At 72.4% G+C, this 21,811-nt stretch carries 21 protein-coding genes; 11 read left to right on the top strand and 10 right to left on the bottom strand.

Going from position 1 to position 21,811, the window contains the following annotated elements; translation table 11 throughout:
- Window positions 1-81: 81 nt before the first annotated feature.
- The 3 genes from Q1V71_RS00620 (at window position 82) to Q1V71_RS00610 (ending at window position 3,835) form a co-directional block, all read left to right on the top strand.
- Window positions 82-1,443, top strand: coding sequence for a deoxyribodipyrimidine photo-lyase (locus Q1V71_RS00620; RefSeq protein ID WP_300639256.1), 1,362 nt, complete (start codon window positions 82-84; stop codon window positions 1,441-1,443).
- The gene (locus tag Q1V71_RS00615; RefSeq protein WP_300639253.1) at window positions 1,440-2,135 is read left to right on the top strand and encodes a hypothetical protein; all 696 of its coding nucleotides are present in this window, start codon (window positions 1,440-1,442) and stop codon (window positions 2,133-2,135) included. Before Q1V71_RS00620 ends, Q1V71_RS00615 begins: the two co-directional genes overlap by 4 nt.
- A 65-nt stretch (window positions 2,136-2,200) precedes the next feature.
- Window positions 2,201-3,835 carry an alpha-amylase family glycosyl hydrolase gene (locus Q1V71_RS00610; RefSeq protein ID WP_300639250.1) on the top strand — a complete coding sequence of 545 codons (1,635 nt, stop codon included), beginning with the start codon at window positions 2,201-2,203 and terminating at the stop codon, window positions 3,833-3,835.
- A gap of 12 nt (window positions 3,836-3,847) precedes the next feature.
- Here the strand turns inward: Q1V71_RS00610 and Q1V71_RS00605 are convergent, their stop codons facing one another.
- The 9 genes from Q1V71_RS00605 to Q1V71_RS00565 all read right to left on the bottom strand — a co-directional run bounded on the left by Q1V71_RS00605 (window position 3,848) and on the right by Q1V71_RS00565 (window position 14,637).
- Window positions 3,848-4,297, bottom strand: a complete 450-nt coding sequence (locus Q1V71_RS00605; protein WP_300639247.1) for a MarR family transcriptional regulator — start codon at window positions 4,295-4,297, stop codon at window positions 3,848-3,850.
- 238 nt (window positions 4,298-4,535) lie between these two features.
- Window positions 4,536-6,866 carry a methyl-accepting chemotaxis protein gene (locus Q1V71_RS00600; RefSeq protein ID WP_300639244.1) on the bottom strand — a complete coding sequence of 777 codons (2,331 nt, stop codon included), beginning with the start codon at window positions 6,864-6,866 and terminating at the stop codon, window positions 4,536-4,538.
- Window positions 6,863-7,354 (bottom strand): chemotaxis protein CheW, encoded by a 492-nt coding sequence (locus tag Q1V71_RS00595; protein ID WP_300639240.1) that lies wholly within the window; start codon window positions 7,352-7,354, stop codon window positions 6,863-6,865. The genes Q1V71_RS00600 and Q1V71_RS00595 overlap by 4 nt, the downstream gene beginning before the upstream one ends.
- Window positions 7,351-9,783, bottom strand: coding sequence for a chemotaxis protein CheA (locus Q1V71_RS00590; protein WP_300639237.1), 2,433 nt, complete (start codon window positions 9,781-9,783; stop codon window positions 7,351-7,353). The genes Q1V71_RS00595 and Q1V71_RS00590 overlap by 4 nt, the downstream gene beginning before the upstream one ends.
- 388 nt (window positions 9,784-10,171) lie before the next feature.
- A complete protein-coding gene (locus Q1V71_RS00585) occupies window positions 10,172-10,591 on the bottom strand; it encodes a hypothetical protein (protein WP_300639234.1) in 420 nt (139 codons plus the stop codon).
- Window positions 10,588-10,968 carry a flagellar export chaperone FliS gene (fliS, locus tag Q1V71_RS00580; RefSeq protein ID WP_300639230.1) on the bottom strand — a complete coding sequence of 127 codons (381 nt, stop codon included), beginning with the start codon at window positions 10,966-10,968 and terminating at the stop codon, window positions 10,588-10,590. Before fliS ends, Q1V71_RS00585 begins: the two co-directional genes overlap by 4 nt.
- Before the next feature lie 31 nt (window positions 10,969-10,999).
- The gene (gene fliD, locus Q1V71_RS00575; RefSeq protein ID WP_300639227.1) at window positions 11,000-12,340 is read right to left on the bottom strand and encodes a flagellar filament capping protein FliD; all 1,341 of its coding nucleotides are present in this window, start codon (window positions 12,338-12,340) and stop codon (window positions 11,000-11,002) included.
- 128 nt (window positions 12,341-12,468) lie between these two features.
- A complete protein-coding gene (locus tag Q1V71_RS00570; protein WP_300639224.1) occupies window positions 12,469-13,620 on the bottom strand; it encodes a flagellin in 1,152 nt (383 codons plus the stop codon).
- 144 nt (window positions 13,621-13,764) lie between these two features.
- Window positions 13,765-14,637, bottom strand: a complete 873-nt coding sequence (locus tag Q1V71_RS00565) for a sigma-70 family RNA polymerase sigma factor (RefSeq protein ID WP_300639221.1) — start codon at window positions 14,635-14,637, stop codon at window positions 13,765-13,767.
- 383 nt (window positions 14,638-15,020) lie between these two features.
- On the opposite strand from Q1V71_RS00565, the gene Q1V71_RS00560 reads away from it, so the two are divergent.
- From Q1V71_RS00560 to csrA, 5 genes are read left to right on the top strand one after another with little or no spacing between them, the layout of a single operon-like run.
- Entirely contained in the window at window positions 15,021-15,497 is a 477-nt protein-coding gene (locus tag Q1V71_RS00560; RefSeq protein WP_300639218.1) for a flagellar protein FlgN, read from the top strand.
- Window positions 15,498-15,501: 4 nt separating this feature from the next.
- Window positions 15,502-16,890: a flagellar hook-associated protein FlgK gene (gene flgK, locus Q1V71_RS00555; protein ID WP_300639215.1), complete on the top strand. Its 1,389-nt coding sequence runs from the start codon at window positions 15,502-15,504 to the stop codon at window positions 16,888-16,890.
- Window positions 16,890-17,777, top strand: coding sequence for a flagellar hook-associated protein FlgL (gene flgL, locus Q1V71_RS00550; RefSeq protein ID WP_300639212.1), 888 nt, complete (start codon window positions 16,890-16,892; stop codon window positions 17,775-17,777). The genes flgK and flgL overlap by 1 nt, the downstream gene beginning before the upstream one ends.
- Window positions 17,774-18,277, top strand: coding sequence for a flagellar assembly protein FliW (gene fliW / locus Q1V71_RS00545; protein ID WP_300639209.1), 504 nt, complete (start codon window positions 17,774-17,776; stop codon window positions 18,275-18,277). The genes flgL and fliW overlap by 4 nt, the downstream gene beginning before the upstream one ends.
- Window positions 18,278-18,315: 38 nt before the next feature.
- Window positions 18,316-18,552 carry a carbon storage regulator CsrA gene (gene csrA, locus Q1V71_RS00540; protein ID WP_300639207.1) on the top strand — a complete coding sequence of 79 codons (237 nt, stop codon included), beginning with the start codon at window positions 18,316-18,318 and terminating at the stop codon, window positions 18,550-18,552.
- Between the two features lie 282 nt (window positions 18,553-18,834).
- Here the strand turns inward: csrA and Q1V71_RS00535 are convergent, their stop codons facing one another.
- A complete protein-coding gene (locus Q1V71_RS00535) occupies window positions 18,835-19,887 on the bottom strand; it encodes a chemotaxis response regulator protein-glutamate methylesterase (protein ID WP_300639204.1) in 1,053 nt (350 codons plus the stop codon).
- A gap of 146 nt (window positions 19,888-20,033) precedes the next feature.
- On the opposite strand from Q1V71_RS00535, the gene Q1V71_RS00530 reads away from it, so the two are divergent.
- The 3 genes from Q1V71_RS00530 to Q1V71_RS00520 are packed head-to-tail and all read left to right on the top strand — an operon-like array spanning window position 20,034 to window position 21,785.
- Window positions 20,034-20,939: a protein-glutamate O-methyltransferase CheR gene (locus Q1V71_RS00530; RefSeq protein WP_300639201.1), complete on the top strand. Its 906-nt coding sequence runs from the start codon at window positions 20,034-20,036 to the stop codon at window positions 20,937-20,939.
- A 1-nt stretch (window position 20,940) separates the two neighbouring features.
- Window positions 20,941-21,324, top strand: a complete 384-nt coding sequence (locus tag Q1V71_RS00525; RefSeq protein WP_300639197.1) for a response regulator — start codon at window positions 20,941-20,943, stop codon at window positions 21,322-21,324.
- A complete protein-coding gene (locus Q1V71_RS00520) occupies window positions 21,321-21,785 on the top strand; it encodes a chemotaxis protein CheX (protein ID WP_300639194.1) in 465 nt (154 codons plus the stop codon). The genes Q1V71_RS00525 and Q1V71_RS00520 overlap by 4 nt, the downstream gene beginning before the upstream one ends.
- Window positions 21,786-21,811 lie beyond the last annotated feature (26 nt).

The raw sequence follows: 21,811 nt of genomic DNA, 5'->3' as shown, positions 1-21,811 counted from the left end.
GGGCGGGCCGTCCGGGCGACCACCTGGGGCGGCCGCTCGGGTGAGCATCGGCTCACCGGCCACCTGGCACCGTGTGGACCCATGACGTCGGTGATGTGGTTCCGCCGCGACCTGCGCCTGGCCGACAACCCGGCGCTGTGCGCCGCGGCGGACGACGGCCCGGTCCTCCCGCTCTTCGTGCTCGACCCGACGCTGTGGGGGCCCGCCGGTCCGAGCCGTCGTGCCTACCTCGGCGCCTCGCTGCGCTCCCTCGACGCCTCGTTGCGGCAGCGGCAGGCGGGGTTGTCGGTCGTGCGCGGCGACCCCGTCCGCCGTGTGGTCCTCGCCGCGAAGGCGGTCGGGGCCGAGAGCGTCCACGTCTCCGCGGACTTCGGGCCGTACGGCGCCGAGCGCGACCGCCGGGTCGAGGAGGCCCTCGAGGAGGCCGGGATCGCGTTCGTGCGCACGGGGTCGCCGTACGCCGTCGACCCCGGCACCGTGCGCAACGGCTCGGGGCAGAACTTCAAGGTCTTCACCCCGTTCTCGCGGCGCTGGGCCGACCACGGCTGGCCCTCCCCCGTCGACGCACCGACCGGGGTCTCGTGGCTCTCCCTCGACGACACCGAGGAGTCCACGACCGAGATCCCCGACCCCGACCTGCCCGCCGGACTCGAGCTGCCCGAGGCCGGTGAGGCCGCGGCACACTCCCAGTGGGAGCGCTTCCTCGACAAGGTGGCGGCGTACGACGACGACCGCGACCGCCCGGGCGTCGACGGCACGAGCCGGATGTCGGTGCACCTGAAGTACGGCGAGGTGCACCCGCGCCAGCTGCTGGCCGACCTGTCCGGGCGCACCGGCAAGGGGGCGAGCACGTACCGCACCGAGCTGGCGTGGCGCGACTTCTACGCCGACGTGCTGCACGCGCGGCCCGACAGCGCGAGGGAGTACTACAAGCCGGAGTTCGCGAAGATGCCCTACGACCGCCCCGGCGAGCAGCTCGAGGCCTGGGCCGCGGGGCGCACCGGCTACCCCATCGTCGACGCCGGCATGCGCCAGCTGCGCGCGACGGGGTGGATGCACAACCGGGTGCGGATGATCGTGGCCAGCTTCCTGGTCAAGGACCTGCACGTGGAGTGGCAGCACGGTGCCCGGCACTTCCTGCACTGGCTGGTCGACGGCGACCTGGCGTCCAACAACCACGGCTGGCAGTGGACGGCCGGCTCGGGCACCGACGCCTCGCCGTTCTTCCGGGTCTTCAACCCCACGACCCAGGGGCAGAAGTTCGACCCGCCCGGCGACTACGTCCGTCGCTGGGTCGAGGAGCTGTCCGACCCCGACCAGGTCCCGGACCCCCACGACCCCGACCCCGACACCCGCGACCTCGTCGGCTACCCGCCCCCGATGGTCGACCACAAGGAGGAGCGGCGCGAGGCGCTGGACAGGTACGAGAAGATCCGCGGGTGAGCACCCTCCTCGTCCCCTCCGCGTTCCACGGTCCTCCCGGCTCCGGCAACGGGGGGTGGTGCGCCGGCGCGATCGCTGCCCTCTGCGGCACCGGCTCCGCCCTCGGCCGCACGGTCGAGGTGACGCTGCGGCTGCCGCCGCCGCTCGAGGTCCCGCTGCCCGTGCAGGAGGAGGACGGCGTGCACACCGCGGTGGACCCGGAGGGACGCACCGTGCTCTCGGCCCGTGTCGTCGAGGCCGGGCTCGAGCCCTCGGACCCGGTCGACGTCGAGGTCGCCCGGGCGGTGGAGGCGGACTTCGTCGGGCACCGGGCGCACGCCTTCCCGGGCTGCTTCTCCTGCGGGCCCGACCGCGCGGAGGGCGACGGGCTGCGGATCTTCCCCGGCCCCGTGCCCGACCGGCCCGGGACGGTCGCTGCCACCTGGACGCCGCACTCCTCGACGTACGAGATCGCCTGGGCGGCGCTGGACTGCGCCGGCGCCTGGGCCACCGGCCTCGAGGACACCCCGCGCGTGCTCGGTCGCATCACCGGACGGCTGGACCGGCTGCCCGCGCTGGGGGCGACGTACGTCGTCACCGGTGAGGCGCTCGGCTCGGAGGGGCGCAAGCACCACGCGCGCACGACGCTGCGCGACGCGTCCGGCGAGCTGCTCGGGGTCACGCGGCAGGTGTGGATCGACGTCGCCGGCTGAGCCGGTCCACGCCGTCGCACCGACGGCCTTTTACCGGTACACCAACCTGTGTCACGATGTCCCTCATGGCACTTGAGCAGACGCACGTCGAGTGGTGGCGCCACGCCGTCATCTACCAGGTCTACCCCCGCTCCTTCGCCGACGGCGACGGCGACGGCGTCGGCGACCTGGCCGGCATCACCAGCCGCCTGCCCTACCTGCGCGATCTCGGGGTGGACGCGGTGTGGATCTCGCCGTTCTACCGCTCGCCGCAGAAGGACCACGGGTACGACGTGTCCGACTACTGCGACATCGACCCGCTCTTCGGCACCCTCGAGGACGCCGACACCCTGCTCGCGACCGCCCACGACCTCGGCATCAAGGTCGTCGTCGACCTGGTGCCCAACCACTCCTCCGACCAGCACGTGTGGTTCCAGGAGGCACTGGCCGCCGGGCCCGGCAGCCCCGACCGAGCGCGCTACATGTTCCGCGATGGCCGCGGGCCCGACGGCTCCGAGCCGCCCAACAACTGGCTCTCGGTCTTCGGCGGCTCGGCGTGGGACCGGGTGCCCGACGGCCAGTGGTACCTCCACCTCTTCGACTCCTCCCAGCCCGACTTCGACTGGCGCAACCCCGAGGTCGGCGACATGTTCGAGGAGGTCCTGCGCTTCTGGCTCGACCGTGGGGTGGACGGGTTCCGGGTCGACGTGGCGCACGGGCTGTTCAAGGAGGAGTCGCTGCGCGACCAGGTCGTGCCCGAGGGCGAGCGGCAGCGCGGCGGCGCCGACGTCAACGAGCAGAAGTCCATGGTCGAGCGCACCCACCGCGACGAGCCCATGTGGGACCAGCCGGAGGTGCACGAGGTCTACCGCCGCTGGCACAAGGTGCTCGAGGAGTACGACGGCGACCGGATGACCGTCGCCGAGGCCTGGACCCAGACGCCGGAGTCGATGGCCCGCTTCGTCCGCGACGACGAGATGAGCCAGTCCTTCAACTTCACCTGGCTGCTGGCCTCGTGGTCGGCGACCGCCTTCGCCGACGTCATCACCAGCACCTTCGAGGCGCTGCAGGACGTGCACGCCGACCCGACCTGGGTGCTGTCCAACCACGACGTCGTGCGGCACGTGACCCGCTACGGCGGCGGCGCCCAGGGCCTGGCCCGGGCCCGCGCGGCCACGCTCACGATGCTCGCGCTGCCGGGCTCGGCCTACCTCTACCAGGGCGAGGAGCTCGGGCTGGAGCAGGTCGACGTGCCCGAGGACGACCGCACCGACCCGACCTGGCTGCGCACGCGGGACACCGACGCCCCGGAGATCGGCCGCGACGGCTGCCGGGTGCCGATCCCGTGGAGCGGTTCGGAGCCGCCGTACGGCTTCGGCCCGGGCACGGGCCAGCCGTGGCTGCCGCAGCCCGCGGGCTGGGGCACGCTCAGCGTGGAGGCGCAGGAGGCCGACCCTGCCTCGACGTTGGCGTTCTACCGCCGGGCGATCGCGGCCCGGCGTACGTTGCTCGGGGCGCCGGGGACGGTGGAGATCCTCAGCGGCGACAGCCACGGCCTCGGCGAGGACGTGCTCGCCTTCCGCCGCGGCGACCTCACGGTGCTGCTCAACTGCGGCTCCTCCCCCGTGCCGCTGCCCGAGGGCGAGGTCGTGGTGGCGAGCGTCGAACTGGGCGCGGGCGATCGGGAAATCCCGGGCGACACGGCGGTCTGGCTGCGCTGAGCGCGACCCGGGTCAGGCCTGGCCGAGCGAGTCGTTGTAGCGCGCGAGGAGGTCGGTGAACAGCTCCAGGTCGCCGGCCTCCCAGCCCTCGAGGCGCTCGGCGAGGTAGGTCCGCCGCTGCTCGGTGACCGTCCGCAGCCGCTCCTTGGCGTCGGGGGTCGCCGAGAGCAGCCAGGCCCGACCGTCCTCGGGGTCGCGCGACTTCTCGACCAGCCCCAGCTCCATGAGGTGGGTGACCTGGCGGCTGATGGCGCCCTTGTCGACGGTGAACAGGTCCGCGACGGACGAGGCCCGCATCGGACCGTTCTCCGCGACGTGGCTCAGCATGAGGTACGACGCCGGCTGCAGGTCGGGGTGGACCAGCCGCGCCCGCTCGGCGATGACGCGGTGGATGCGGCGCACGAGCACGCCGACCTCCTGCTCGAGCCGGACGAGCGACTCCGGACGGGGTGCGGCACACATGGTCCGGCGATCGTAGGGGACGCGGCACCGCCGGTGGTCGAGGTGCGAGCGCAGCGAGCCACGAGACCCGGCACTGCTGCGGCGTGGTCACAGGGTCTCGTGGCTCGACGCTGACGCTCCTCGCACCTCGACCGGCGGTGCTGCGGACGTGGACGGACCCGGTCGCGCTGGGGGGTGTGCGCGACCGGGTCCGGTCCGGGGGGCTGCCACACGCTGGGAGGACGCGTGGCGGCGAGGGTCAGACGCGGAAGCGTCCGACCTGGGCCTTGAGCTCGGCGGCCATGGTGGAGAGCTCGGTCGCCGACTGCAGGGTGTTCTGCGCACCCTGGCGGGTGTCGTCGGCCGCCGAGGCCACCTGCGAGATGTCGTCGGTGATGCCGTTGGCGCCGCCGGCGGCCTCGGTCACCGAGCGGGCGATCTCGTTGGTGGTCGCGGTCTGCTCCTCCACCGCCGAGGCGATGGTGGTCTGGATGTCGTTGATCCGACCGATCACCTCGGAGATCTCCGCGATCGCCGAGACGGCACCGGAGGTGTCGCCCTGGATCGCCTCGATCTTGCGGCCGATGTCCTCGGTCGCCTTGGCGGTCTCCTTGGCCAGCTCCTTGACCTCGTTCGCGACCACCGCGAAGCCCTTGCCGGCGTCGCCGGCCCGGGCCGCCTCGATGGTGGCGTTGAGGGCCAGCAGGTTGGTCTGCTGGGCGATCGAGGTGATGACCTTGATGACCTGGCCGATCTCGGCCGAGGACTCGCCGAGGCTGGCCACGGTGTCCTGGGCCTGGCTGGCCACGCCGACCGCACCGGTGGCGACCGAGGCGGCCTCCGTGGCGTTCTGCGCGATCTCACGGATCGACGCGGTCATCTCCTCCGCCGCCGAGGCGACGGTCTGGATGCTCGCGGAGACCTCGGAGGACGACGAGCTGGCGCTGGCGGCCTTGTCGGAGGTGATGCTGGCACCGTCGCCCATCCCCTGGGACAGGATGGTGAGCTGCTCGGCGGCGACGCCGAGGGCGTCGGCGGTCTGCCCGATGGTCGACATCGACTCGCGCAGCGTGCCCAGGAGGCTGGAGAGGCCACCGGCCAGCTGGCCCACCGCGTCGTCGCCGGCGACCGTCATCTCCCGGGTGAGGTCACCCTCCGCGGCGGCACGGACGACGTCGAGCACCATCTCGACCTTGGCCGCCATCTCGGCGGCCTGCTCGCGCTCGGCGCTCTCCTTGGTGATCCGGGTGAAGGCCTGCGAGACCAGGCGACCCACGTTGCGCAGCGTGTCGAGGCGCTGGCCGCTGGGGGTGATGGTCTCCAGCATGAAGAAGTCCATCGTGCCGATGACCTGGCCCTCGACGATGACCGGGAAGCAGAGACCCGACTTCACGCCGACCTTCTGCGCGACGGGTGCGCGCACGCAGTCGGTCATCTCGCCCAGGTCGGGGGTGAAGAACAGGTCGCGGCTGCGCCAGGCGCGGCCGGACAGGCCCACACCCTCGGCGAAGGTCGCAGCCAGCGTCACGGCGCGGAACTCCGGTCCCGCATCGCCCGACTCCGCTGCGAAGTGCAACAGCCCGTCGGCGGGGTCGACGGCCCAGTAGGAGCCGTACGCCCAGCCGAACTCCGCACGCACGGCGTCCAGGGTCTGCTGGATCGCCTCCTCGCGGGTGCTCGAGGAGCCGAGGACCGCCAGGGTCTTGCTCAGCGCGTTGGCGTCGGCCATCGCGTCGTCGCGCTCGGCCGCGGCCTTGAGCTTCTCGGTGATGACCTCCCACGTGGCCATCGCCCCGATGTAGTGCCCGTCCTTGTCCCGGATGGGCGAGACGTTGAGGTCGAGGGTCTCGGGACCGACCGAGATGTTGGCCCGGCGCGGCAGGTTGGCGTCGTCAGCGAGGATGCCGCGCTGGTAGTCGGGGCTCTTGTGGAAGGCGTCCAGGCTGGTGCCGACGATCTTGTCGACGGGGACCGGGAGGTAGGCCTGCAGCCCGCGGAGGGTCTCCAGCGAGGCCGGGTTCATGTAGGTGATGTTGAAGTCGCGGTCGGCGAACATCATGTTCGTCGGGCTGTTCTCCATCATCGAGGTGACCCGGGCGACCTGCTGCTCCAGGGCCAGCTTCTCGGTGACCAGGTCCCAGGTGGCCATGGCGCCGACGTAGGTCCCCTCGTCGTCGTAGATCGCGGCGACGTTGAGGTCGAGGGTCTCGGGACCGACCTGGATGTGCGCCCGGCGGGGCAGGTGCTTCTCCGGGTCCGCGAGCAGGCCGCGCTGGTACGAGGGGTCCTTGTGGAAGATGTCCAAGCTGGAGCCCACGAGGTTGTCGGGCGAGACCGGGATCCAGTCGGCGAGGGCGCGCAGGCCCTCGACGGTCGCGGGGTTGGCGTAGGTGATGACCAGGTCGGTGTCGGCCAGCATGACGCGGGTCGGCAGGCTGTCGAGCACCGAGCGCATCTTGGTCAGGTCGGGTGCGGCCGCGGGTGCGGCGGCAGGGGCAACGGGCTTCGACGTCGCCGCCTTCACGGCCTTGGCACGCGCGGAGGCGGTGCCGGAGCCGTTCTGGGTGGCGCGGGTCTGGAGCTCGGTCACGGCGTTCCTCCGGTGGTGTCGGGTGAGGAGACGTCGACGGCACGTTCGGCGTCGACGACGAGCAGGATCGATCCGGGCAGGGGCAGCACCCCGCCGACCACGTCCTGCACCGTCGGGGGCAGGTTGGCCGGAGTGGGTTGCAGCGAGACGTCGGTGGTGTCGATGACGTCACCGATGTCGTCGACGAGCAGGGAGACGACCTCGCCGCGGGAGCGGACGATGACGTTCATGGGCAGCTCGCCCTCGGGGCGCGGCGGGAGCCCGAGCCGGCACCGCAGGTCGAGCGCGGTCACGATCTGGCCGCGCAGGTTGATGAGGCCGTGGACGGCGTCGGGTGCGCAGGGCACGACCGTCAGCTGCTGGTAGCGCAGCACCTCCTGGACGTGCTCCACCTGGAGGCCGAAGTACAGCCCGTCGACCCAGAAGGTGCACATCTGACCGGTCATCGCCGAGGTCGGCGCTCCGGGGTTCGTGAGGGTCGCGGTCATCGCACACCTGCCAGGACGGGACGCACGACGGCGTCGAGGTCGACCAGGTCGGTGACCCGGTCCTGGACGACGGCGGAGCCGAGGACGCCGTTGCGCTTGCCGACCTCGGTCGGCACGACCTGCTCCTCGACGACGTCGAGGACCCGGTCGATCACGATGCCGACGCGGTAGGCGCCGTCCTCGTGGACCACCACGCTGATCTGGTCCTCGGTCGGCGGGGACTCCGCCAGGCCGATCGCCGGGGCCAGGCGGACCAGGGGCAGGATGCCGTCGCGGTACTGCACGACCTCCGCCCCACCGGACCGCTCGATCCGGGCCAGGTCGAACTCCTCCAGCCGGGAGACCGCCGTGAGCGGCAGCGCCGCCCGGCGGCCCTGGGAGACCTCGAGTACGAGCAGGGCGCGGGCGTCGACGGTCCCGACGGCGACCTCGGCCTCGGCCGCGTGCGCGGCCCCGATGACCCGGTCGCGGGCGATGCCGGCGACGTCGAGGATCAGCGCGACCCGCCCGTCGCCCATGATCGTGGCGCCGGCGTACATCGGGATCGCCTTGAGCTGGCGACCGATCGGCTTGACCACGATCTCCTGGGTGTCGTGGACCTCCTCGACGCAGAGCCCGAAGCGGACCTCGTCGGCCTGGACGACCACGATCGTGAGCCCTTCGGGCGCGGCCTTCGCCCCGCCCAGCGCCTCGGAGAGCGAGACCAGCGGCAGGAGCCGGCCGCGCAGGCGCAGCACCGGGGCCCCGGCGAGGGTCTCGACGTTGTCGCGGAGGTCCTGGCCCTCCAGGCGCACCAGCTCCACGAGGTTGGCCTGCGGGATGGCGTAGCGCTCCCCGCCCTGGCCCACCACCAGCGCCGGGATGATCGCCAGCGTGAGCGGGATGCGGATCCGCATCATCGTGCCGGCGCCGACGGTCGAGGTCATGTCGACGCTGCCGCCGATCCGCTCGATCGAGGTGCGCACGACGTCCATCCCGACGCCGCGCCCCGAGACGTTGGTGACGGTCTCGGCGGTGGAGAAGCCGGGCCGGAAGATCAGGTCGAGCACGGCCCGCGGCTCCATCCGCGCGAGCTGCTCGCGCGAGACCACGCCGCGGCTGACCGCGACGTCGCCGATCCTGGCGGGGTCGATGCCCTTGCCGTCGTCGGTGATCTCCACGACCACCTGGCCGGACTCGTGGTAGGCGCGCAGGGAGAGCTTCCCGGCCGCCGGCTTGCCCTGGGCGACCCGGTCGGCCGGCGGCTCGATGCCGTGGTCGAGGGAGTTGCGGACGAGGTGGGTCAGCGGGCCCTTGAGTGCCTCGAGCAGCGAGCGGTCCAGCTCGGTCTCGTGGCCCTGCATGTCCAGCTCGACCTCGCGGCCGAGCTGGAGGGCCAGGTCGCGCACGATCCGCGGCATCTTCGACCAGACCTGGCCGATCGGCTGCATGCGTGTGCGCATCACGCTCTCCTGCAGCTCGCTGGCCACGAGGTCGAGGCGCTGCGAGGCCCGCACCAGCTCGACGTCGTCGGCGGTCTCGGTGCGCTGGAGGATCTGGTTGCGGGTCAGCACCAGCTCGCCGACCAGCTGCACCAGCCCGTCGAGGAGGTCGACGTCGACGCGCACCGAGGAGTCGACCACCCCGCGGCGGCCCTCCTCCGGCTCGGCGTCGAGCACCGGCTCGGCGGCGACGGGAGCGGGCGGCGCCGCGGGAGGCGCGGGCGTCGCGGCGACCGGTACGACGGGGGCGGGCTGCTCGACGACGGGTGCCGCCACCCGGGTGGCCGGCTCGGCCACGGGCGGTGCCTCGGGCGGTTCGGGTGCGGCCACGGCGGCCACCTCCTCGGTGAGGAACTGGGCCTCGGTGGGCGGTGCGTGCTCAACCGACTCCGCGACCGGAAGGGTTGACGGCTCACCGCTCAAGGCGGCGGCAGCCGGGAGCGGTGCGTCCTCAACCGACTCCGTCACCGGAACGGTTGACTCCTCACCGCCCGGGAGGGGGGCGGCCTCGGTCGGGGCCGGGCCGGCGGCGGGGGCGGCGGCCTCGGGCTCGGCCTCGCCGGCCAGCACCCGCTCGAGCATCGCGACGACCGACTCGACGTCCACGGCCGGGTCGGCGTCGCCGGCGCCGTGCTCGATCGCCTCGAGCAGGGCCCGGACGGTGTCGACCATGGTGAGCAGCGCCCCGGTGGTGGCGGTGGTCATCGTCATCTTGCCGTCGCGAAGGCGGCTGAGGAGGTTCTCCCCGACGTGGGTCAGCGCCTCGAGCCGGTTGAAGGCGAGGAACCCGCTGGTGCCCTTGATGGTGTGGATGGTGCGGAAGATGCTGGACAGCAGCTCGCGGGAGTCGGGCGTGCGCTCGAGCTCCACGAGGTCGCGGTCGAGCTGGTCCAGGTTCTCGTGGCTCTCCACGAGGAACTCGGCCACGATCTCGGCGTCGTCGTCCATCCCTCCCCCTTCGCTTGCTGTCCTGACCGCTGCCGGTCGGTGGCGAGCGCCTGCCCGAGCGGCCCGCGGACCCGGGTGACCCCGGTCGCGGCTCGGCGCGTCGATGACCCCCATCGGCGCGGCCGGGGAGGACCTGAGCGGTAGGAGCCGGTTGTGGTGCCCGTGGGACGGCTCGGGACCTTGGTCCCACCTGTCCACAGGCCAGGCCGGGCCGGAGCCGGGAGCCGTCCAGCCGTCCGGACGCAGGAACACCGCGACCCCTGCCCGGGAGAGAGGGCAGGGGTCGCGGTGACCAGGGAGAGGTGGAGTGGCGGATCGGGCGCGCCGTCGTACGACGCGGGTGGGGCGAGCGGCTGCGCGCCGGCGGGTGCAGGCGGGTGCAGGCGCGCTAGATCGTGACGTCGACGTACACCGGGTAGGGCGTGACCGCCTGGTCCCGGCTGTTCGCCTCGGCGACGGCCTGCTGGCGCCACGTGTGGTGCAGGGTGCGGCTCATCTCCTCGATGAGCGCGTGCTGGCGGCGGTGGATGCCCAGCGCCCGCTCCACGAGGACGGCCGGGATCGGGCCGATGTCGTCGTCGGGCAGGTCCCAGGGATCCGTGCGGAACTCCAGGCCACGGGCCAGGTTGCGCTCACCACGCATGACGTCGAGCTCGATCCGGTCGAGCACGATCTCCCACGCGGTCACGTCGGCCTGGGCCATGACCGCGGGGTCGCTGACCTGCACGTCGAGGAGACGGGCGGTCGCGTGGTCGACATCGGCATGGGTGGTGAGGCTCGTGACGTGGTGGGCGGCCAGCGCGCTCATGCGACCTGGGCCGCGGCGAGCGCGGCCTCGCGCCACGTGGCGCAGAGGTCCTCGACCAGCCGCAGGCAGCCCTCGGTGGTGGCGGCGTCGCGGCTGATGTTGGCGCGGACCAGCTGCAGGTGCAGGAAGTCGTAGATGGAGGCCAGGCCGGGGCCGCCCTCCCAGGCGTCCACGTCGAGCGTGGCGCGCAGCTCCAGGACGATGTCCTGGGCGTGCAGCAGCTGGGTGTGGGCCTCCGCGTGGTCGCCCTGCTGCTGGGCCGCGAGGCCCTTGCGGACGTCGAGCACGAGGCGCTCGTAGAGCATGACGAGCAGGCGGGCGGGGCTGGCGGTCGCGACGGATGCATCCATGTATGCGGCGCGAGGGTCTGAGTACATGTGGGGTGCCTTCCTTGACTTCCCGTGGAGGTCAGTTCCCGCTGCCCGAGGGCAGGGTCGAGAGCTGACCGGCCAACCAGCTGGACTGGCTGGACATCTGTGAGAGCGCCGTCTCCAGCGCCGTGAACTGCCGCTCGAGAGCGGTCCGGCGCAGCGTCAGCCGGCGGTCCCACTCGTCGATGGAGTCCTCCATCCGGTCGATGCCGGACTGCCGACCGGTGATGGCCGCGCTGAGCGTGCCCTCGGTCGAGTCGCTGGCACCCTTGGCGACCGCGGCGACCCGGGCGGCGAAGCCGTCACCGGTGGTCGTGAACATCTCCGCGGTGCTGACCGGGTCCGCGGCGTACGCCGCCTTGAACGTCGTCTCGTTGAACTCGAGGCGCCCCGAGCGGGTGACCTGGATGCCGTACGCCGCCAGGCTGGTGCCGCCGGCGTCGCCGCGGATCGTGTCGAGCAGGGCCGTGCGCAGCTGGCGCGCGGCGCCGTCGCCCGCGAGCGGGCCGGCGGTCCTACCGGAGCCACCGGCGGCTGCCTTGACGTCGATCTCGCCGAGGGCGGCGTTGATCGAGTCGACCAGGTCCTTGACCTTGGCCGACATCCCGCTGGTGTCGCGGGCGACGGTGATGGTGGAGACCGTCCCGTTGGTGGCGGCGGCGCCCAAGGTGATCGTCGTGCCGGGGACGACGTCGGCGAAGGTGTTGGTCGCGCTCGTCGCGGTGATCCCGGCGCCGAGGTCGATGCTGGCGTTGCTGCCGGCCCGGACCGTGGCGCCGCCGAGGAGCGGCGAGCCGTCGAGGGCGGTGAGGTCGAAGTCCTCGACCGCGCCCGTCTTGGTCGACTCGACGAGCAGCCGGTAGCTGTTGTCGGCCTGCTTGACGACGGTGGCCGAGAGCCCCGTGTTGTTCTCGGGCTTGTTGATGGCGGCGACCAGGCCCTGGAGCGTGCCGTCGCCGGTCTCGAGCTCGACCGGCGAGCCGTCGAAGCGGTCGAGCCGGACCTTCGTGGAGGCACCGGTCACGACGTCGGAGAGACCGGCCGCGTTCGCGTAGCCGAGCTGGTGGGTGGCCGCGACCCCGGTGACGGTGACCATCAGCGAGCGGGGCGAGGCCGAGCTGGTGGTGCTGACGCCGACCGCGGCGTTCGAGCTGGTGGCGGTCAGCGGCTGCCAGGCGGTGTCCTTGGCCAGGGCCTCGGCCTTCGTGGCCAGGCCGGCGACGGACTTGTTGAGCGCCTGGAGGCTGGTGAGGACCAGCTTCTCGTCGGAGATGCGGGTCTTGAGCCGGTTCTGCGGGGCGGCCTCCAGCTGCATGAGCTGGTTGATGATCGTCGCGGTGTCCAGGCCGCTGGCCAGGCCGGAGATGCTTGCTGCCATCGAGGTCGCCTCCTCTCGCGCTCCCGGGTGGTGCCGTGCTGCTGGTGGTACGGGGTGGTGCTGGGAGTCCCGGGGACCGGGGCGTCGACGGGATCGCCGCCGGGCCCCGGTCACCGGGACTCAGGTGATCAGCGCAGCAGGCTCAGGACGCCCTGGGGCGCCTGGTTGGCCTGGGCGAGCATCGCCGTGCCGGCCTGGGAGAGGATCTGAGCCCGGGTGAAGCTCATCATCTCCTGGGCCATGTCGGTGTCGCGGATCCGGCTCTCGCTGGCGGAGAGGTTCTCGGCGGTCACGTTCAGGTTGTTGATCGTGTGCTCGAACCGGTTCTGCAGGGCACCGAGGCTGGCGCGGGCCGTGGAGACCGACTTGATCGCGGTGTCGATCGAGGTGATGGCCGTGGTGGCGCCGGACTGGGTCGACAGGTTGACGCCCGTCACGCCCAGCGCGGTGGCACTGAAGCCGCTGTCGCCGCCGGCAGCGGAGCCGGTGCCAGCCACGAGGCCGGCAGCGGTACCGCTGCCAGCCGCCACGGCGACGGCGTTGCCGTTGCCGCCAATGGCGGTCACCCGCAGCTCACCAGTGGACGTGAGGTCGGCGTAGAAAGCGGAGGAGAAGTTGGCGTCCGCGTTCAAGGCGTCTCGGGTCTGCGTGGCGTTGGTGGTGGTGGCGATGCTGCCCGTGGTGATCGACAGACCGCCCGCGCCAGCCTGGCTGAAGGTGAAGGTGCCCGCGCCGGTCACGGCGACGCCGGTTCCCGCAGCCGTGGTGGCGAAGCTGGCCGGAGCGCCCTTGGCCTCGATGTCGACGGTGATGGTGTCATTGGCGGCGTAGCCGACCTGGAACTGCTTTCCGGTGAAGTTGCCGTCGAGCAGCTTGACGTTGTTGAAGGTCGTCTTGTCCGCGATGCGGGTCAGCTCGTCCTTCAGCGCGGTCGCCTCGGCGTTGATCGCCGTCCGAGAGTTGGAGTCGTTGGAGTCGTTGGCCGACTGGACCGCCAGGTCGCGCATGCGCTGGAGGATCGAGTGCGTCTCGGTGAGAGCACCCTCAGCGGTCTGCACGACCGAGACACCGTCCTGGGTGTTGCGGACCGCGACCTTGAGACCGCCGATCTGCGAGCGCAGGCCCTCGGAGATCGCCAGACCCGCGGCGTCGTCGGCGGCACGGTTGATGCGGAAGCCGCTGGAGAGCTTCTCCAGGGACTTGCTCATCTGGCCCTGCGTGACCGACAGGTTGCGGTAGCTGTTGACGGCGTCGATGTTCTGGTTGATGCGAAGACTCATGATGGATCCCTTCCTGGATGTGAGTCGGTCGGCCCGTCCATGGGCCTCGACGAAGCACATCGGCCCCGGTCGGAGCTGCTTGAGGGGTTTTCTCGAGCAGTTCCGTCCGGGGCCGACGCGGCGCCGAGCAGAGGTGCGGTTCCCCTAGGCGGTGCCTGCCTGGGGGACCCGCACGCTGACCCGACCGGCGGCGTGACGGGCGGCCACGGCCTCGAAGTAGGCGTTGCGGCGCTGGGCGGCACAGCCCTGGGGTCGGGCGTGCGGCGCGACCAGGCTGGGGTCGAGCGCACTGTTGAGGGCGTCGCGCAGCAGGACCAGCGCCTCGGCGCGGATCTGCGAGACCCTGGACTCGGTGACCCCGAGGGTCTCGGCGATCTCGGCCATCGGCCGCTCGGCGAGGAAGTACTCCTGCACCACGATCCGCAGCCGCTCGGGCAGCTCGGCGATCGCGTCGACGAGGTACTCCAGCTTCTCCCGGTGCTCGACCAGGTCGGCCGGCGCCGGGGCGGTGCTCACGAGCATCTCCTCGAAGGAGACCTCCGAGCCCTGCAGGGACAGCACGTTGGCGCGGGCCACGTCGCCGTCGTTGTTCTCGACCTCGGCGACCGAGATACCGAGCGAGGCGGCGACCTCGTGGTTCTCCGGCGCCCGGCCCAGGCTGTTGGCCAGGGCGCTGCGGGCGGCGTCGAGGTCGCGGCCGCGGCGGCGGACCGAGCGCGAGGCCCAGTCGACCTGGCGCAGCTCGTCGAGGATCGCGCCGCGGATGCGGCTGGCGGCGTACCGGGTGAACGGCACTCCGCGGTCGGGCTCGTAGGCCCGGGCCGCCTTGACCAGGGCGGTCAGGCCGGCTGACTGCAGGTCGTCGCGGCTCACGTGGGCCGGGACGCGGGTCATGGTCTCGCGGACGATGTGGGACACGAGCGTCATGTGCTCGACGACGAGCCCCTCACGCATCGGGTCGTCCTCGCGGTGTCCCTCGCCGGTCGAGTCGTAGTTGCTGCACGCGTCGTTGCTCACGCGGGCCTCCCTCAGTTGCTCCCCTCCGCCGGCCCTCCCTGACCGGCGGGTCGTGCTCGGCCCTCCCAGACCGGTGCACAGATGACAGGTTGCGCTCCTTTGCGCAAAGCCGGAAGGGTTTTGGACCGGCATGGCCCGAAGGGGCTAGACCACCCGCACGTTCGACACCGGGCGGACACCTGTCCGAGGGAAGCGTTTACACAGACCCTCCACCCCCGGCACTGAGCGTGGAATCCCCCCTCAGGTCCACCGGCAGGGCTCGGAGGAGCCGTGGGGAAACGTCTCAGGTGGTCTGGTCCCCGGCCGACTGGAGGGTCGGCACCGTGTGCCACCAGCCGGGACGACGCATGGGGCGTCGCCCACGAACCGAGTCGGAGTACGCCGTGGAGAAGCTGTGCCTGGTCCTCTGGCGCGAGCGCGAGCTGCTCGACACCCTGCTGTACCGGCTCGAGGTCGAGCAGCTGGTCCTCGCCAGCAACCGCACCGACCACCTCATGCGCGCCGCGCGTGACGTGGAGGCCGTGCTGGAGACCCTGCGTGAGACCGAGGTGCTGCGCTCGGTGGCCGCCGACGCCGCCGCCGAGGAGGTCGGCTGCGCGCCCAACCCGACGCTGCGCCAGCTCGCCGACGCCGCCCCCGAGCCGTGGGCCACGATCCTGCACGAGCACCGCGAGGCCTTCGCGACCTCGACCCGCCAGATCACCGCGCTCGCCGACTCCAACCGCGACCTGCTCACCCACGGCTACCGCCAGGCCCGCGAGGCGCTGGCCGGCCTGGGCGAGACCACCGAGGGCTACAGCCCCGACGGCACCGCGGTCGGGGCCGCGCCCGTGGCCCGGCTCTTCGACAGCAGCCTCTGAGCCCATGTCCGGCACCCTGTCCTCCCTCAACACCGCGCTCAGCGCGCTGAGGTACAACCGCGTCGCGATGGACGCGGCCAGCCATAACATCGCCAACGTCTCGACCGAGGGCTACAACCGTCGTCGCGCCGACGGCGAGTCGCTGGGCGCCCCGACGGTGCCGGCTCGCTGGTCGCGCTACGAGGGCGCCGGAGCGGGCGTGCGGATGGCCGGGATCACCCGGATGAACGACGCGCTGCTCGACGCCCGGTCGCGCACCGAGCACTCGTCCCTCTCCTACCTCCAGCTGCGCGCGACCGCGCTGGCCCGGATGGAGAGCGGTGTGGGCGAGCCCGGTGACGCCGGCGTCTCCGCCGCGCTCGCCGACTTCCGCTCCGCGTGGCAGGACGTCGCCAACGACCCCGCCGGCGCCGCGGCCCGCGGCCAGGTGCTGGCCCGCGCCGAGGCCCTCGCCGCCGCGTTCTCGTCGCAGTCGGCCAACGTCGCCGCCGAGACCGCGACCCAGCGGCTCTCGCTCCAGGGGACGGTCAGCGAGGTCAACACCCTCGCCGTCGAGCTCGCCGAGACCAACCGAGCACTCGCGACCGCCAAGCTCGACGGCGTCGACACCAGCGACCTCGCCGACCAGCGCGACCTGCTCGGCCAGCGGCTGGCCCAGCTCACCGGCGGGGTCGGCCTCGTGCAGCCCGACGGGGCCCTGAACGTCGACGTCGCCGGCGTCGCGCTCGTCTCGGGCATCACCGCCGGCCGGCTGGAGATCACCACCGGCGTCACGCCCACCGGCGGGTCCGACGGCCAGCCCGTGACTCTGTCCATCACCACCGGCGCCACCACGACGCCCCTCACGGCCGGCGTGCGCGGTGAGGTCGGTGCGTCCACGGACCTGCTCAACACCACGCTGCCGGCGTACGCCGCCGGGCTGGACGCGGTGGCCAAGGACCTGGCCGACACGGTGAACGCCGCGCACACGTCCGGTTTCGACCAGGACGGCAACCCGGGGCTGGCCTTCTTCACCTACGACCCCGCCAACCCCGCGGCCAGCCTGACCGTCAACGTCACGAACCGCCAGGTCGCGGCCTCGTCGCTGCCGGGCGGTGCGCTCGACGGCAGCACCGCCGACGCGATCGGGACCGCCGGCACCGCCGAGGGCGCCTACCAGCGGCTCGTCAACGGCTTCGGCACCGAGGTCGCCTCGGCCCAGCGGCTGGTCCGCACCCAGTCCCTCCTCACCAACCAGGTCGACGCCGCCCGCGAGCAGCTCGGCGGCGTGAACCTCGACGAGGAGACCGTCGCGATGCTCACCGCGCAGCGCGCCTACGAGGCCGCCGCCCGTGTCATGTCGGTCATGGACTCCGTGCTCGACACACTCATCAACAGGACAGGGGTCGGCTGATGGCCATGGTCCGCGTCACCCAGAACATGATCGCCGGGAGGTCGGTGGCCTCCCTGCAGGCCGGGCTCGACCGGCTGGCGCGCACCCAGGAGCGGCTGTCCACGGGCAAGGAGATCAACCGCCCCTCGGACTCCCCCACCGACGCCACCACGTCGATGAAGATCCGGGTGCAGGTCGCGCAGACCCAGCAGCACGTGCGCAACGCGCAGAACGGCCTGGGCTGGCTCGACGTCACCGACACCACGCTCCAGGGCATGGCCGACAACCTGCGACGCGCCCGCGAGCTGGCGCTCCAGGGCGCCAACGCCTCCACCAGCCCGGAGTCCGCCCAGGCCCTGGTGACCGAGCTGCGGCAGATCCGCGAGGGGCTGCTCGGCCAGGCGAACACCACCTACCTCGACCGCCCCGTCTTCGGCGGGGTCACCTCCGGCGGCAAGGCCTTCGACGCGACGGGCCAGTACATCGGTCTCGACGCCCCCGTCGAGCGGAGCGTCGCCGACGGCGTGAAGGTCCGCATCGACGTGCCGGGGACCGACGTCGTCGGCCCGAACGGGGCCAACCTCTTCGACGACCTCGCCGCACTGGAGACCGCCCTGCTGACGGGGGACAAGACCGGCATCCAGACGGGCCTCGCGGCCATGGAGCAGCGCAGCAAGGCGGTCACCCGCGCCCAGGCCGCCGTCGGCGCCGCCTACAACCGGGTCGACTCCGCCGAGCGCAAGGGCCAAGACGCCCTGGTCACCCTGCGTACGGCGCTGTCGGAGGTCGAGGACACCGACCTGCCCAAGGCGATGGTGGACCTGCAGATGCACGAGGTCGCCTACCAGGCCGCCCTCGCCTCCACCTCGCGCGTCATGCAGCCGAGCCTCGTGGACTTCCTGCGATGATCGCCACCGAGACCAGGGATCCCGCCGCCCACCCCGCAGCCGAGGAGCACCGCAGCCAGATGACCGAGCCCCCGTCCGGCCCGTCGGAGAACGGCTCGTCCGCCGAGTCCGTCGCGGCCGACCTGCCCGTCATCGAGCTGGTCCACCCGATGCCCGGCTTCCCCGCCCACCGTCGCTTCGCGCTCGTGCGCCTCGACGAGGGCGGCGTCCTCTGCGCCCTGCGCTCCCTCGACGACCCCGACCTGCGCTTCCTGGTCGTGCCGCCGCACGCCTTCTTCCCCGAGTACGCCCCCGTCATCGACGACGCCACGGCCTCCGAGCTCGGCGTCACCCGCGCCGAGGACGTGCTGCTGCTGAGCGTGCTCACCGCCGGCCCGAGCCTGGCCGACACCACGGCCAACCTGCTCGCCCCCGTGCTCGTCAACACCCACACCCAGCGGGCCTGCCAGGTCGTCCTCGACGATCCCGCGCTGTCCACCCACACGCCGCTCGTGGCCTGAACGCCACGAGGGAGAGGTACGCCGGGTAGCGTTGTCCCATGCTGGTCCTGAGCCGCCGCGTCGGTGAGAGCGTCGTCATCGGCGACGACATCACCGTGACCGTGCTCGAGGTCCGCGGCGACGTCGTACGGATCGGCATCGACGCCCCCCGCTCCGTCGCGGTCAACCGCGCCGAGCTCCTGGCCGAGGTCGCCAACACCAACCAGGCTGCCTCCTCCCCCGCCGAGGACGCCATCGCCAGCCTCGCCGAGGCCCTCCGCAAGCGCGGCAGCTAGCCAGCACGAGCGCCGACCCACCGCCCACGACCGCGCCCACGAACGACCCGGAGGCGCCGGTCGGGCCCTCGCGCGACCGTGTCGGCGGACTGACGGGGGCGATCGGACGGGCGCCCCCGGAGGAGCGTGGTTGGGTCTGGCGGCCCGTTCGTGAGGTACGAGCGAACGGGCTGGTAGCGACGAAGGGGGCGCCCGTCCGATCGCCCCCGGCAGGGAGCCGACGCCTCCGCGCGAGGGCCCGACCGGCGCCGACCACCCACGACCGACCCCGACAGACAGACCTCAGCCCACCGGCAGGGCCCCCGCCAGCACGCTGAGCCGCGGGGCGATCGCCTCGAGCGGCAGCACCTCGTGGGCCAGCCCTGCGCCGGCGACGGCACCCGGCATGCCCCAGACGACCGAGGTGGCCTGGTCCTGCACGACGACCCGGCCGCCCTTGTCGACCACGACCCGGGCCCCCTCGAGACCGTCGGACCCCATGCCGGTCAGGACGAGGCAGAGCACGCCGGGACCGTAGAGCTCGGCGGCCGAGCGCAGCAGCGGGTCGGCGGCGGGGCGGCAGAAGTTCTCCCGCGGACCCTGGTCGAGGGCGGCCCGGACGACGCCGGCCGACCGGGAGACCCGGAGGTGGAAGTCGCCCGGTGCCACGAGGACCTCCCCGCGGCGTACGACGTCGCCGTCGGCGGCCTCTCGCACCGACAGCGGGGAGACCCGGTCGAGGCGGTCGGCGAACTGGGCGGTGAAGACGGGCGGCATGTGCTGGGTGACGAGCACGGGCAGGGCGAAGGTGGCCGGCAGCCCGGCCAGCACCTTCGACAGCGCGTCCGGTCCGCCGGTGGAGCAGGCGATGACGAGGACCTCGGGCTGGGTGCGCACGGGGGGCGTGGCCCGCGGCCGGGGCACGGCAGCAGGCGCGCCGGCGGAGATGCGGCGGGCGGCGGTGAGCGCCTTGACGCGGGGCAGCAGCTCGTCGCGGACGATGTCGAGGGCGTCGGCGAAGGAGGTCGCACCCGTGGGCTTCGCGACGTAGTCGCTGGCCCCGTTGGAGAGGGCGTGCAGCGTGGCGCTGGCCCCCTTCTCCGTCAGCGTGCTGAACATGATGACCGGCAGCCGCGGGTGTCGGGCGCTGATCTCCTTCACCGCGCCGAGCCCGTCCAGGCGGGGCATCTCCACGTCGAGGGTGACGACGTCGGGCTTGAGCACGTCGACCTTCTCGATCGCGTCGAGACCGTCGACGGCGGTGCCGACGACCTCGATCTCGGGGTCGGAGGCCAGCACGTTGCTGATCAGTCGACGCAGCACGGCCGAGTCGTCGACCACGAGAGCACGGATCACGTGGCTGACATCGGCATCCCGGGCACGCACGTGAGGCGTCCGCGGCATCGGTGACCGGGTCGGAGCCAGGTCGGGACCTTGGTCCCTCGCCGACAGCCGGCCCGAGAAGCACTCAGGTCCCCCTGGCCCGGGACGATGGGACCGGCGTGATCTCACCCACCAGCTTCGCCTACGTGGCGGACCTGCTGCGACGAGAGACTGCCATGCTCTGCGAACCGGGCAAGGAGTACCTCGTCGAGGCCAGGTTGCTCCCCCTCGCCCGCGCTGCGGGGACACCGGATGTCGACTCGTACGTCGCCCGTCTGTCCACCGACCTCGCCGAGCGCGCCCGCGCCGTGGACGCACTCACCATCAACGAGACGTCGTGGTTCCGCGACCTCGCGCCCTACCAGGCCTTCACCGACGCCATGCTGCCCCCGCTCCTGGAGTCGCGGAAGCACGTCAAGCACCTGGAGATCTGGTCCGCGGCGTGCTCGAGCGGCCAGGAGGCGTACTCGCTGACCATGCTGCTCAAGGAGCACCTCCCCCCGGGCTGGACGGCCCGCATCCACGCCACCGACGTGTCCACGACGATGCTGGAGCGGGTCAAGGCCGGGAGGTACTCCCAGGTGGAGATGAACCGCGGCATGCCGGCCCAGCGCCTGGTCACCTGGTTCACCCGCGTCGGCAACGAGTGGGAGGTCTCCCCCGAGCTGCGCTCGATGGTGACCACCCAGCACCTCAACCTCGCGGCGCCGTTCCCACCGATGCCGGTCTTCGACATCGTCTTCCTGCGCAACGTGCTCATCTACTTCGACATGGACACCAAGCGCGACATCCTGCGCCGCGTCAGCACGCGCATCTCGCCGGACGGCTTCCTGCTGCTCGGCTCCTCGGAGACCACCCTCGACCTCGACGACGCCTGGACCCGCGAGGCCGCGGGTCGGGTCTGGATGCACCGGCCCCGCACGGCCGCACGCCCGACCCTGGCGACCCGGCCCCCGGCGGCACCCGCTGCCGCGACCACGGTGGCGCCCCCTGCCTTCACCGCCCTCAGTCAGACAGGAGCCTGACGTGCACGCCCTCATCATCGACGACTCCAGGACGATGCGGAGCATCCTGCGCCGCATCGTCACCGAGCTCGGGTTCGAGACCACCGAGGCCGGCAACGGCCAGGAGGCGCTGGACCACCTGGAGTCCGGGCTCACCCCGGACATCTGCCTCATCGACTGGAACATGCCCCTCATGGACGGCTACACCTTCGTCACCCGCGTGCGGGCCGACGAGCGGTGGCGCAACGTGACCCTGATGATGGTCACCACCGAGAGCGAGCACGGCCAGATCGTGCGGGCACTGGCAGCAGGAGCCCACGAGTACGTCATCAAGCCGTTCACGCCCGACGCCATCATCGAGAAGATGGAGCTCCTCGGGCTCGTCGCCCAGGAGGTCCCCGCATGACCGTCACCATGGAGCCGTCCCTCGGGGACGTGCACGCCGTCGTCGAGGAGGTGTGGTCGAGCTTCCTCGGGGCCGAGGAGCCGATCCTGCCGCTGCCCACGCCGATGCCGCCGGGAGGCTGGTCGGCCGCCATCACCGTGAGTGGTGGCTGGGACGCCCAGGTCACCGTGCAGCTGACCGACCCCGGCGCCGTGCACGTCACCTCCACGATGCTGATGTGCGGTGAGGACGACTGCACCGACGAGGACCTGCGCGACGCCCTGGGCGAGCTGGTCAACATGGTCGGCGGCAACATCAAGAGCCTCATGGCCGGCGCCGCCGTCCTGTCGCTGCCGCTGGTCGGGCACGGCGACATCTCCCCCGGCTCGCACCTGGTCGAGGTCTGCCGCCTCGACCTCACCTGGCGCGGGGAGCCGGTCGTCGTGACCGTCCACACGCCTCCTCCCCCCGCCGTCGCCTGACGTCCGGTCACCGTTCCCCCGACCCG

It is taken from the genome of Nocardioides sp., from assembly GCF_030149505.1.
Lineage (GTDB): Bacteria > Actinomycetota > Actinomycetes > Propionibacteriales > Nocardioidaceae > Nocardioides.
This window is presented reverse-complemented; position numbering and strand designations above follow the sequence as displayed.